Below are 12,265 nucleotides of genomic sequence, written 5' to 3'. Positions count from 1 at the left end.
CTTACATCGGCGCCTCAGTAAGGATCACAGATGGGTTGTATCTATTACCTGTGGAAGATTAGATTGAGCGCATGACACAGGCCCTCACAGCACCCGAGGCTGGGCCGAGACGGCACGACCGAGAGATCTTCGCGCTCGCTGTCCCCGCCTTCGGCGCGCTCGTCGCCGAGCCGCTCTTCGTGATGGCCGACAGCGCCATCGTGGGACACCTCGGCACTCCCCAGCTCGCCGGCCTCGGCATCGCCGCCGCACTGCTCACCACGGCCGTGAGCGTCTTCGTCTTCCTCGCCTACGCCACCACTGCGGCCGTCTCCCGCCGGGTCGGCGCGGGCGACCTTCAGGCGGCCATCCGGCAGGGCATGGACGGCATCTGGCTCGCCCTCCTGCTCGGCGCGGCCGTCGTCGTCGTGCTGCTGCCCGCGGCGCCGTCGCTGATCTCCCTCTTCGGAGCCTCCGACACCGTCGCCCCGTACGCCGTCACCTATCTGCGGATCTCCGCCTTCGGCATCCCGCCGATGCTCATGGTCCTGGCCGCCACCGGGGTCATCCGCGGCCTTCAGGACACCCGCACCCCGCTCTACGTGGCCATCGGCGGCTTCACCCTCAACGTGGCCCTGAACGCCGCCCTCGTCTACGGTGCGGGGCTCGGCATCGCCGGCTCCGCCTGGGGCACGGTCATCGCCCAGTGCGCGATGGCAGCCGCCTATCTCGTCGTGGTCGTCCGCGGAGCCCGGCGGCACGGCGCCTCCCTGCGCCCGGACCCTGCCGGCATACGGGCCTGCGCCCAGGCGGGAGCGCCCCTGCTGGTCCGCACCCTGTCCCTGCGCGCCATCCTGATGATCGCGACCGCCGTGGCCGCCCGTCTCGGCGACGCCGACATCGCCGCCCACCAGATCCTGCTCGCCCTGTGGAGCCTGCTCGCCTTCGCGCTCGACGCCATAGCGATCGCCGGGCAGGCCATCATCGGCCGCTACCTGGGCGCGGGGGACACGGAAGGCGCCAAGGCCGTCTGCCGCCGCATGGTGCAGTGGGGCATCGCCTCGGGCGTCGTGCTCGGCCTGCTGGTGGTCCTGGCCCGCCCGGTGTTCATTCCGCTGTTCACCAGCGATCCGGCGGTCGAGGCGGCCCTGCTGCCCGCCCTGCTGGTCGTGGCCCTCTCCCAGCCGGTCTCGGGCATCGTCTTCGTGCTGGACGGGGTCCTCATGGGCGCCGGCGACGGCCGCTACCTGGCCCGGGCCATGCTCCTGACCCTTGCCGCGTTCGTCCCGGCCGCTCTCCTCGTCCCGGTCGTGGGCGGCGGCATCACGACGCTCTGGTGGGCCATGACCCTGATGATGCTGGTCCGGATGGTCACCCTCCGGGTGCGCGCCCGCTCGGGCCGCTGGCTGATCGCGGGAGCCACCCGCTAACCGGTGCTTCCCGATGTTTCACGTGAAACACGTGGGAGCACGGGGAGCACCGACGAGCATCCGGAAACGACGAAGGGCCGCACCCCGAGGGGTGCGGCCCTTCACGTGCAGCCCTTAGGCGGCGACGACCTCGATGCCGACGTTCGCGGCGACCTCGGCGTGCAGACGCACGGAGACCTGGTACGAACCGAGGGTCTTGATCGGGGCGCCCAGCTCAACGCGGCGCTTGTCGACCTTCGGACCACCGGAAGCCTCGATCGCCGTGGCGATGTCGGACGGGGTCACGGAGCCGAAGAGACGGCCGGCGTCACCCGCACGGGTGGCCAGACGCACCTTCACGCCCTCGAGCTTGGCCTTGACCTCGTTGGCCTGCTCGATGGTCGCGATCTCGTGGATCTTGCGGGCGCGGCGGATCTGCGCCACGTCCTTCTCGCCACCCTTGGTCCAGCGGATCGCGAAACCACGCGGGACCAGGTAGTTGCGAGCGTAACCGTCCTTGACGTCGACGACATCGCCGGCGGTGCCGAGGCCAGAGACCTCGTGGGTCAGGATGATCTTCATTAGTCGGTCACCCTTTCCTTATCGCGCGGTGGACGTGTAGGGCAGCAGCGCCATCTCACGGCTGTTCTTGACGGCCGTGGCGACGTCACGCTGGTGCTGCGTGCAGTTGCCGGTAACGCGGCGGGCACGGATCTTGCCGCGGTCGGAAATGAACTTCCGCAGCATGTTCGTGTCCTTGTAGTCCACGTACGCGGTCTTGTCCTTGCAGAATGCGCAGACCTTCTTCTTAGGCTTGCGCACAGGCGGCTTCGCCATTGTGTCTCTCCTGTGTGATCAAGAAGTGGGGATGCGAGCTGCCCTAGAAGGGCGGCTCGTCCGAGTAGCCACCGCCGGAGCCGCCGGAGCTTCCGCCCCAGCCGCCCCCGCCGCCGCCCTGCTGCTGGCCACCGGCCGGCGCGCTGGACGCCCACGGGTCGTCGGAGGGACCTCCGCCGCCCTGCGGGGCGCCGCCGCTGGGGGCTCCGCCCCAGCCACCGCCGCCACCCTGCTGCTGGCCGCCACCGCCGCCGTACCCACCCTGGCCACCGCGACCGCTGGTCTTGGCGACCTTGGCCGTGGCGCTCTTCAGGCTGGGGCCGACTTCCTCGACGTCCAGCTCGTAGACCGTGCGCTTGACACCCTCACGGTCCTCGTACGACCGCTGCTTCAGCCGGCCCTGCACGATGACGCGCATGCCCCGCTGAAGGGACTCGGCGACGTTCTCCGCCGCCTGACGCCAGACCGAGCAGGTCAGGAACAGGCCTTCGCCGTCCTTCCACTCATTGGTCTGCTTGTCGAAGATGCGGGGAGTGGACGCGACACGGAACTTCGCGACCGCCGCACCCGAGGGGGTGAAGCGCAGCTCGGGGTCGTCGACGAGATTGCCGACGACCGTGATGACGGTCTCGCCTGCCATGGATGAACCTCTCGGCGGGGATTGCTGCTGGGCTGCTGTGCTACTCGGTCCCGATTACCGCTGAACCGAAGTTCAGTGGGTCTCGGGGCGAAGGACCTTGGTCCGGAGAACCGACTCGTTCAGGTTCATCTGTCGGTCAAGCTCCTTGACGACCGCAGGCTCGGCCTGAAGGTCGATGACCGAGTAGATGCCCTCGGGCTTCTTCTTGATCTCGTAAGCGAGACGACGACGGCCCCAGGTGTCGACCTTCTCGACCTTTCCGTTGCCCTCACGGACGACGGAGAGGAAGTTCTCGATCAGCGGGGAGACAGCGCGCTCCTCGAGATCGGGGTCGAGGATGACCATCACTTCGTAGTGACGCATGTGGAACCCACCTCCTTTGGACTCAGCGGCCACGGTCGTTCCGTGGCAGGAGGGTCGTGATGCGTGCGCACGGTGTCCGAAAGCAGACACCGCGCAGCTGTACAGACTACCTCCTCGACTCCTTCCGGTTGAAATCCGACGGGAGGGGGCCCCAATCTGTATCCATCGGGTGTGCTCGGTGCTATGCCCCGGCCCTTGTCGGAGGCGGCTCCCAGCACCGCTCTGCTTCAGCCAGGAGGTGCCTTCCGATGGCACAGGCAATGCGACCGCAGTCCCAGATCTCGCTCCTCGCGACCGACGGCAAGCCCCACCCGCTGCAGGACACCCTGATGGCGGCCACCCTGATCCTCGGAGCCGTGGCGTTCGTCACGGCTTTCTTCCACGGTCTGCACCTGCTCACCACCTGGGCCGGCCTGATCGGGATCCTGACCGGCGCGTACGGACAGTTCGTCTCCGTGACGACACGCGAGCGCTTCGCCCTGATCATCGGCCTTGGCGCGTCTGCCATCGGCTTCTTCATCGGCATGTTCCACGGCGGCCTCTTCGGCGGCTGACCGGGCCGACCGGGGCACCTCCGCGGCAGGGCGCCGGCTCCGCACCGGCCCGGGCCTCCGGCCCGTCCCCCAGATGGGTGGCGCCCTTGTCGCAGTAGGCTTCGCGCCATAGCCAGCGAAGCCGCCGGAGGAGACGCCCCGCATGAGCCTGTCCCTGAGGACCATCAGCCGAGAGCAGCATCTGGGTTACCTCCAGAGCCTGCCCTCGGCTAGCCACTGCCAGGTCCCGGCGTGGGCCGACGTGAAGAACGAGTGGCGCTCCGAGAACCTCGGATGGTTCAACGAGTCCAATGAACTCGTCGGTGCCGCCCTCGTGCTGTACCGCCAGCTGCCCAAGGTGAAGCGGTACCTCGCCTACCTCCCCGAGGGCCCGGTCATCAACTGGTACGCCCCGAACCTGGAGGAGTGGCTCCAGCCGATGCTGGCCCACCTCAAGCAGCAGGGCGCCTTCACCGTGAAGATGGGCCCGCCCGTCGTCATCCGCCGCTGGAACGCGACCGCCATCAAGGCCGGCATCCAGGACCCGGGCGTGAAGCGCCTGCGCGACGTGGAGGCCTCGGTCATCGAGCCCCGCGCCTTCGAGGTGTCCGACAAGCTGCGCCGCATGGGTTGGCAGCAGGCCGAGGACGGCGGCGCCGGATTCGGTGACGTCCAGCCCCGCTACGTCTTCCAGGTGCCGCTGGCCAACCGCTCGCTGGACGACGTCCTCAAGGGCTTCAACCAGCTGTGGCGCCGCAACATCAAGAAGGCCGAGAAGGCCGGCGTCGAGGTGGTCCAGGGCGGCTACGACGACCTGCCGACCTGGCAGCACCTGTACGAGATCACGGCCGAGCGCGACAAGTTCCGCCCGCGCCCGCTCAGCTACTTCCAGCGCCAGTGGACGGCCCTCAACGCCGAGGACCCGAACCGGATGCGCCTGTACATCGCCACGCACGAGGGGGAGCCGCTGGCCGCCGCCACGATGCTCACCGTCGGCCAGCACGTCTGGTACTCGTACGGCGCCTCCGCCAACCACAAGCGCGAGGTCCGGCCCTCCAACGCGATGCAGTGGCGCATGCTGCGCGACTCGTACGCGCTCGGCGCCAGCGTCTACGACCTGCGCGGCATCTCTGACACGCTGGACGAGAACGACCACCTGTTCGGGCTGATCCAGTTCAAGGTCGGCACGGGCGGCGAGGCCGTCGAGTACGTCGGCGAGTGGGACTTCCCGCTCAACAAGGTGCTGCACAAGGCGCTCGACATCTACATGTCGCGCCGCTGATCCCCTGACCCCCACTGTTATCGAGAAAGGTGCCGGACGGGCCATGGCGCTCACGCTCTACGTCGACACCGCGCGCTGGCGTGCGCACCAGAAGCAGATCCAGGACCAGTTCCCCGGAATGGTCCCGGTCTGCAAGGGCAACGGTTACGGCTTCGGCCACGAGCGGCTGTGCGAGGAGGCGACCCGGATGGGCGCCGACGTACTCGCCGTCGGCACGACGTACGAGGCCGCGAGCATCAAGGACTGGTTCGGCGGCGACCTGCTCGTCCTCACCCCGTTCCGGCGGGGCGAGGAGCCGGTGCCGCTGCCGGACCGGGTCATCCGCTCGGTGTCCTCGCTGGACGGGGTCCGGGGTCTGGTCGGCGCCCGCGTGGTCATCGAGTGCATGAGCTCGATGCGCCGCCACGGCATCTCCGAGCAGGATCTGGGCCAGCTGCACGGGGCCATCGAGGACGTCCGGCTGGAGGGCTTCGCCCTGCACCTGCCGCTGGACCGTCCGGACGGCTCGGACGCCGTCGAGGAGGTCATCGGCTGGATGGACCGGCTGCGCGCGGCCCGGCTGCCGCTGCACACCATGTTCGTCAGCCACCTGCGGGCGGAGGAGCTGGCACGGCTCCAGCAGCAGTTCCCGCAGACCCGTTTCCGGGCCCGCATCGGCACCCGGCTGTGGCTGGGCGACCACGAGGCGACCGAGTACCGCGGTGCGGTCCTCGACGTCACGCGCGTGGCCAAGGGCGACCGGTTCGGCTACCGCCAGCAGAAGGCCGCCTCCGACGGCTGGCTGGTCGTGGTCGCCGGCGGTACCTCGCACGGAGTCGGCCTGGAGGCCCCCAAGGCGCTCCACGGGGTGATGCCGCGCGCCAAGGGCGTCGCCCGGGCGGGCCTGGCCACCGTCAACCGGAACCTTTCGCCCTTCGTCTGGGCGGGCAAGCAGCGCTGGTTCGCGGAGCCGCCGCACATGCAGGTGTCGATCCTGTTCGTGCCCTCGGACGCGACCGAGCCGAAGGTCGGCGACGAGCTCGTGGCGCACCTGCGCCACACCACCACGCAGTTCGACCGGGTGCTCGACGCCTGAGCCGGCCCGTCAGTCCTTGGGGCCCGCGCCCCAGTCGACCCGCTGTCCCCCCGAGGGCGCCGCGTACTGCGGCGCCCTCGCCGCGTCCGACAGCACGAACACGTCCTCGGCCCCGTCCAGGACGCCGCCCGAAGGATCGTCCGAGCCGTCGCGGCGTACGACGTCCCGCTCGGGCAGCAGGACGTCCCGGACGATGACCGCGCACAGATACAGGGTGGCCAGCACGTGGGCGGCGATCGCCAGCTGGTAGCCCTCCACGGGCAGGCCCTGGTGCTTGTCCCCGCTGGTCGTGTAGGCGAGGTAGAACCAGATCCCGAGGAAGTAGGCGACCTCGCCGGCCTGCCAGATCAGGAAGTCCCGCCAGCGCGGCCGGGCCAGCGCGGCGAGCGGGATGAGCCACAGCACGTACTGGGGCGAGTAGACCTTGTTGCACAGGATGAAGACGGCGACGACCAGGAAGCCCAGCTGCGCGAACCGGGGCCGCCGCGGGGCGGTCAGGGCGAGCAGTCCGACGGCCCCGCACAGCAGGAGCGTGAGCCCGGTCGCGTACGTGTTGGCGTCTTCCAGGGGGTTGCCCGAGCGCTGCGAGATCAGCAGCCACACGGAGCCGAAGTCGATGGGGCGTTCCTGGCTGAAGGTGTAGAATTTCTTCCAGCCGTCCCAGGCGAAGAGCATGACGGGCAGGTTCACCACGAGCCAGGCCCCGGCCGCGCCCAGGACGGCCGCGCCGAATGCGCGCCACTTCCCGGCCCGCCAGCAGAGCACGAACAGCGGCCCGAGCAGCAGGACGGGATAGAGCTTGGCGGCGGTGGCGAGGCCGATCAGGACGCCGAAGAGGACCGTCCGCCCGCGGGACCACATGAGCATCCCGGCGGCGGTCAGGGCGATGGCCAGCAGGTCCCAGTTGATCGTCGCCGTCAGCGCGAAGGCGGGCGCGAGGGCGAAGAGCAGGGCGTCCCAGGGCCGGCGGCGGTGGGTGCGCGCGACACACACGGCGATGACCGCCGCGCAGGCCATCAGCATGCCGGCGTTGACCATCCAGTACATCTGCTCGCGGTGCTCCATGGAGCCGCTGCCGGGGGTCAGCCAGGAGGCGATCTCCATGAAGAGCCCGGTGAGCACCGGGTACTCCAGGTACTCCATGTCACCGGGCAGCCGGTCGAAGTAGGGCGTCAGGTTGTCGGCGAAGCCGCGTACCGCGTACAGGTGCGGGATGTCGGAGTAGCAGGCGTGCGTGTACTGCGAGCCCGCTCCCCGGAACCACGCCCAGTCGTAGCAGGGCAGCTTCTGCACCATGCCGAGCGCGAACATGCCGATGGCGAGGAGGGCCACGACGCGGACCGGCCCCAGCCAGTGGCCGCCGAGCCGGGCGTAGCGGCCGAGCGGGCCTCCGATGAGCTCACTGCCGGCTGCGGCGACCTCGTCCTGCTGCGTCGGCAGTACGGGGCGGTCCTCGTGCACCTGGGTCATGGGGGTCATCCTGCCGTACGGAGCCGGACACGGGGGGAGGCCGTCGCACGACGCGTGCGACGGCCTTCCTCTGTTCACGGGGCGGTGGGGCGGATCAGTCCGGCACGGTGCCGGTGGTCCCTCCGGTGCTGCCGCCCGGGCGGTTCGGTCTGCCGGTGGGCGACGGGGACGGCGATCCGCTGCTCCCGCCCTGGGTGCCGGCGATGATCCCCGAAGTGGTGCCGGTGTCCGTGCCTCCGTTGGTCGTCCCGCGCGTGGAGTCGTCCGGGTCGCAGTACAGCTTCCACGGCGGGCAGGACGGCTTCCCGCCCTTGGACGGGCTCGGGGACGGCGTGGGTGAGGGGGCACCGGCGGAGTCGGCGGTGACGCCGACCTCCTCGGGCTCCGGGAAGTCCGATTCCGGAGTGCCCTTGAGCGCTTCGCTCATGTACTCGGTCCAGATCTCGGCCGGGATGTCACCACCGTGGATGGACGGGATGCCGCCCACGCCGTTCATGGACTGCAGCTTCCGGTCCTGCGAGTTGGGGTCGGTGCGGAAGAGGGCGACGGAGGTGGACAGCTCCGGGGTGTAGCCGACGAACCACGCCGACTTGTTCTCGTCCGTGGTACCGGTCTTGCCCGCGGCGGGCCGGTTCAGCTTCTTGGCCTTCTTGCCGGTGCCGTTCTGGACGACGTTCTCCAGGACCTTGGTGATGTTGTCCGCGACGGCGTTGTCCATGGCCCGCTGGGCCTTGGGGGGCTCGAAGCCGGACAGCTTCTCGCCGTCCTTCTCGACCTCGATCACCGAGTAGGGCTCGTGGTGCGTTCCGGACGCGGCGAACGTGGCGTACGAGTCGGCCATCCGGATGGCGCTGGGGGTCGAGGTGCCGAGGGCGGAGGAGGCGTCCGTGTTGGGGTTGATCGACTCCTCGAGGATGCCCGTGGACTTGGCCAGCTCCCGCACCTTGGTGTGGCCGACGTCGAAGATCAGCTGGGCGAACGGGACGTTGATGGACTTCTCCATCGCCTCGTTGAGGGTGACGTATCCGTACGCGGTCGGGCTCTCGTTCTTCTGCTTGAACGGCTGGCCCTTGGCGTCGCGCAGCGGCTGGCCCTCACGGTTGTTGATCACGGTGAGGTCGTTGGCCTGGTACTTGCTGTCGGCCGAGATGCCCCGGCCGTTGGAGTTCTGGGTGCCGTGCTGCATGGCTGCCGCGAGCACGTACGGCTTCCAGGTCGAGCCGACCGGGACACCGCTGGTGTTGGCGTTGTTGCTGAAGTACTTCTGGTCCCAGCCCGGGCCGCCGTACAGGGCCACGAGCGCCCCGGTCTTCACGTCCACGGAGGCCGCGCCGAACTGGACGAAGGTGTCGGTGTCGGGCCGCTCCTTCTCGTCGATGAAGCCGTTGCGGGTGTCCTCCACGGCCTTGGCCAGGGCGTCCACCTTCGGCTTCTGGAAGGTGGTCTTGATCCGGTAGCCGCCCAGGGCCATCTGCTCGACGGTGATGCCCTTGGTCTTCATCACGTACGCCTTGGCCGTGTCGACCAGGTAGCCGATCTGGCCGGTCATGCCGCGGGCCTGCTCCGACTCGACGCGCGCGGGGAAGTCCGAGTCCTTGTACTTCGCCCGCTCGGCCTTGTCCATCCGGCCGACCTCGACCTCGCGGTCCAGCACCCAGGCCCAGCGCTTGCGGGCCCGTTCCTCGTTGAGTTCGGGGGTGGCCGCGGCGCCGATGCCGCCGTCCGGGTTGTAGAGGTTCGGGCCCTTGAGCACGGAGGCCAGGAAGGCGCACTCGGCGGGGTTCAGGTCCTGGCTGTCCTTGCCGAAGTAGGCGCGGGCCGCGGCCTGGATTCCGTAGGCGTCCCGCCCGTAGTAGGCGGTGTTGAGGTAGCCAGCGAGGACCTTGTCCTTCGGCTCGGAGACACCCAGCCTTATCGCGATGAAGAGCTCCGTGACCTTCCGCTTGAGCGTCTGGTCGGAGTCCAGGTAGGTGTTCTTCACGTACTGCTGGGTGATGGTCGAGCCGCCCTGGGTGGAACCGCCCGTGGCCATGTTCCACACCGCGCGGCCGACACCCATCGGGTCGACGCCCTTGTCCGTCTCGAAGGACTCGTTCTCCGCGGCGATCACGGCGTCCCTCATCGACCGGGGGATGCTCGAGATGGGCACGATCTGCCGGTTCATCGAACCGCCCGTCGCCACCATCTGGCTGCCGTCGGCCCAGTAGAAGACGTTGTTCTGCGCCTTGGCCGCCTTGTTCGGGTCCGGCGTGCCCACCATGGCGATGCCGACGCCGGCCCCGGCGATGACGACCGCGAAGAAGCCGAGGGCGGTGCCCGAGACGAACTTCCAGGAGGGCACGAAGCGCTTCCAGCCGTCCCGGTCGGACCGCGGGTAGTTGATCAGCCGCTTGTCCGGGCGGCCCGTGCCGCGAGCGGTGTTCGCGGAGCCCCGGCCACGCCCCCCGGCCCCTCTCTGGGCAGCCCGGCGGGCCTCGGCACGGCTGGCCGGCACGGGCTGCTCGTACGGGCCGCTGTGCGACGCGGTGGGGACGTCACGTCCGGCGGGGGCGCCCCTGCCGGGGCGCTGCGGAGCGGCGCGGCGGGCTGAGGCCCGCCCGCCACCCTGGGGCTGCGGCGGTTTGCGGCGGTGCTCGCTCATCGAACGACTACTCCTCGGGCAGGCGAGTGGCCTGGAAGCGGCAGATGAATTCCGGTTCCCCCGGTGTCATGGCGCACAGACTACGCACGCTCAAAACCCGACCAGTGCCGAAGTTCACCCCAAATCAGGCATCTCTCCTGGTGCGAATTGGTGATGTGACACCGGTCACCAGATCACCCCTTGTCGATCAGGGCGCCCCGTTCTATCGTCTGGATGTATCGAGTCGATACATCAGCTCGGTATAAAGACTCAGGGGCGGAGGAGAGGCAGGCGGATGAGCAGACGCTCAGGCATCCTCGAGTTCGCCGTCCTCGGCCTGCTGCGCGAGTCCCCCATGCACGGCTACGAGCTGCGCAAGCGGCTCAACACCTCACTGGGGGTGTTCCGGGCCTTCAGCTACGGGACGCTCTACCCCTGCCTCAAGACGCTCGTCGCCAACGGCTGGTTGATCGAAGAACCGGGCAACGCTCCGGAGGACGCTCTCGCCGCTTCACTCGCAGGGCGCCGCGCCAAGATCGTCTACCGGTTGACGGCCGCGGGTAAGGAGCACTTCGAGGAGCTCCTCTCCCACACGGGCCCCGACACCTGGGAGGACGAGTCCTTCGCCGCCCGCTTCGCCTTCTTCGGCCAGACCGAACGAGACGTGCGGATGCGGGTTCTGGAGGGCCGCCGCAGCCGGCTGGAGGAGCGTCTGGAGAAGATGCGCGCCTCCCTCGTCCGAACGCGGGAGCGCCTCGACGACTACACGCTCGAGCTGCAACGGCACGGCATGGAGTCCGTCGAGCGCGAAGTGCGCTGGCTGAACGAGCTCATCGAGAGTGAGCGGGCGGGACGGGATCGGAGAAGACCCGGTCCGTCCGACGAAACTGAAAAATGAGGCCTGCATCTCGCAGGCCTCGTCCGAGAACAAACAGGGAGCAACCGGAATGGGTTCGGTTCGCGTAGCCATCGTCGGCGTAGGCAACTGCGCCGCCTCGCTGGTGCAGGGCGTCGAGTACTACAAGGACGCCGACCCGGCGGCCAAGGTCCCCGGTCTGATGCACGTCCAGTTCGGCGACTACCACGTGAGTGACATCGAGTTCGTCGCCGCGTTCGACGTCGACGCGAAGAAGGTCGGCCTCGACCTTTCGGACGCCATCGGCGCCAGCGAGAACAACACCATCAAGATCTGCGACGTCCCGAACGCCGGTGTGACCGTTCAGCGCGGCCACACCCTGGACGGCCTGGGCAAGTACTACCGCATGACGATCGAGGAGTCCGCCGAGACTCCGGTCGACGTGGTCCAGGTCCTCAAGGACCGCGAGGTCGACGTCCTGATCTGCTACCTGCCGGTCGGTTCCGAGGACGCGGCGAAGTTCTACGCCCAGTGCGCCATCGATGCCAAGGTCGCCTTCGTCAACGCCCTCCCGGTCTTCATCGCCGGCACCAAGGAGTGGGCCGACAAGTTCACCGAGGCCGGTGTCCCGATCGTCGGCGACGACATCAAGTCCCAGGTCGGCGCCACCATCACGCACCGCGTGATGGCGAAGCTGTTCGAGGACCGCGGTGTCCGTCTCGAGCGCACCATGCAGCTCAACGTCGGCGGCAACATGGACTTCAAGAACATGCTCGAGCGCGACCGCCTCGAGTCGAAGAAGATCTCCAAGACGCAGGCCGTCACCTCGCAGATCCCCGACCGTGAGCTCGGCGAGAAGAACGTCCACATCGGCCCGTCCGACTACGTCGCGTGGCTCGACGACCGCAAGTGGGCCTACGTCCGCCTCGAAGGCCGTGCCTTCGGCGACGTCCCGCTCAACCTCGAGTACAAGCTCGAGGTGTGGGACTCCCCGAACTCCGCCGGTGTCATCATCGACGCCCTGCGCGCCGCGAAGATCGCCAAGGACCGCGGTGTCGGCGGCCCGATCCTGTCGGCGTCCAGCTACTTCATGAAGTCCCCGCCGGTGCAGTACTTCGACGACGAGGCGTACGCCAACGTCGAGAAGTTCATCAAGGGCGAGGTCGAGCGCTAGTCGAACCCCAAGGGTCCGCAAGGACAC

The 12,265-nt window shown here is 68.8% G+C and carries 12 protein-coding genes; 6 read left to right on the top strand and 6 right to left on the bottom strand.

Going from position 1 to position 12,265, the window contains the following annotated elements; translation table 11 throughout:
- The first annotated feature begins 71 nt into the window (after positions 1 to 71).
- Positions 72 to 1,409: an MATE family efflux transporter gene (locus PV721_RS03090; RefSeq protein WP_319721205.1), complete on the top strand. Its 1,338-nt coding sequence runs from the start codon at positions 72 to 74 to the stop codon at positions 1,407 to 1,409.
- A gap of 114 nt (positions 1,410 to 1,523) precedes the next feature.
- On the opposite strand, the gene rplI is transcribed toward PV721_RS03090, so the two are convergent.
- The 4 genes from rplI to rpsF form a co-directional block, all read right to left on the bottom strand.
- Positions 1,524 to 1,970 carry a 50S ribosomal protein L9 gene (rplI, locus tag PV721_RS03085; RefSeq protein WP_319721204.1) on the bottom strand — a complete coding sequence of 149 codons (447 nt, stop codon included), beginning with the start codon at positions 1,968 to 1,970 and terminating at the stop codon, positions 1,524 to 1,526.
- Positions 1,971 to 1,988: 18 nt separating this feature from the next.
- Positions 1,989 to 2,225: a 30S ribosomal protein S18 gene (gene rpsR, locus PV721_RS03080; protein ID WP_005315025.1), complete on the bottom strand. Its 237-nt coding sequence runs from the start codon at positions 2,223 to 2,225 to the stop codon at positions 1,989 to 1,991.
- A 43-nt stretch (positions 2,226 to 2,268) separates the two neighbouring features.
- Positions 2,269 to 2,865, bottom strand: a complete 597-nt coding sequence (locus PV721_RS03075; RefSeq protein ID WP_319721203.1) for a single-stranded DNA-binding protein — start codon at positions 2,863 to 2,865, stop codon at positions 2,269 to 2,271.
- A gap of 72 nt (positions 2,866 to 2,937) precedes the next feature.
- A complete protein-coding gene (gene rpsF, locus PV721_RS03070) occupies positions 2,938 to 3,228 on the bottom strand; it encodes a 30S ribosomal protein S6 (RefSeq protein ID WP_004950685.1) in 291 nt (96 codons plus the stop codon).
- 248 nt (positions 3,229 to 3,476) lie between these two features.
- On the opposite strand from rpsF, the gene PV721_RS03065 reads away from it, so the two are divergent.
- The 3 genes from PV721_RS03065 (at position 3,477) to PV721_RS03055 (ending at position 6,118) form a co-directional block, all read left to right on the top strand.
- Complete coding sequence (locus PV721_RS03065; RefSeq protein WP_319721202.1) at positions 3,477 to 3,782, top strand: hypothetical protein; 306 nt, start codon at positions 3,477 to 3,479, stop codon at positions 3,780 to 3,782.
- A gap of 142 nt (positions 3,783 to 3,924) precedes the next feature.
- Complete coding sequence (locus PV721_RS03060) at positions 3,925 to 5,043, top strand: lipid II:glycine glycyltransferase FemX (protein WP_319721201.1); 1,119 nt, start codon at positions 3,925 to 3,927, stop codon at positions 5,041 to 5,043.
- 43 nt (positions 5,044 to 5,086) lie between these two features.
- Positions 5,087 to 6,118, top strand: coding sequence for an alanine racemase (locus PV721_RS03055; protein ID WP_319721200.1), 1,032 nt, complete (start codon positions 5,087 to 5,089; stop codon positions 6,116 to 6,118).
- Positions 6,119 to 6,127: 9 nt separating this feature from the next.
- Here PV721_RS03055 and PV721_RS03050 read toward each other — a convergent pair whose 3' ends face one another.
- A complete protein-coding gene (locus tag PV721_RS03050) occupies positions 6,128 to 7,588 on the bottom strand; it encodes a glycosyltransferase family 87 protein (protein ID WP_319721199.1) in 1,461 nt (486 codons plus the stop codon).
- A 94-nt stretch (positions 7,589 to 7,682) separates the two neighbouring features.
- Positions 7,683 to 10,229: a transglycosylase domain-containing protein gene (locus PV721_RS03045; RefSeq protein ID WP_319721198.1), complete on the bottom strand. Its 2,547-nt coding sequence runs from the start codon at positions 10,227 to 10,229 to the stop codon at positions 7,683 to 7,685.
- Between the two features lie 274 nt (positions 10,230 to 10,503).
- On the opposite strand from PV721_RS03045, the gene PV721_RS03040 reads away from it, so the two are divergent.
- Together PV721_RS03040 and PV721_RS03035 are read left to right on the top strand one after the other, a co-directional pair.
- On the top strand, positions 10,504 to 11,106 hold the full coding sequence (locus PV721_RS03040; protein ID WP_215139795.1) for a PadR family transcriptional regulator: 603 nt from the start codon (positions 10,504 to 10,506) through the stop codon (positions 11,104 to 11,106).
- Between the two features lie 49 nt (positions 11,107 to 11,155).
- Positions 11,156 to 12,238, top strand: coding sequence for an inositol-3-phosphate synthase (locus PV721_RS03035; RefSeq protein WP_319721197.1), 1,083 nt, complete (start codon positions 11,156 to 11,158; stop codon positions 12,236 to 12,238).
- Positions 12,239 to 12,265 lie beyond the last annotated feature (27 nt).

Source organism: Streptomyces sp. MB09-01 (genome assembly GCF_033794505.1).
GTDB lineage: Bacteria > Actinomycetota > Actinomycetes > Streptomycetales > Streptomycetaceae > Streptomyces.
Note: the sequence above shows the minus strand (reverse complement) of the source record. Positions and strands in the feature narration are given on the sequence as shown.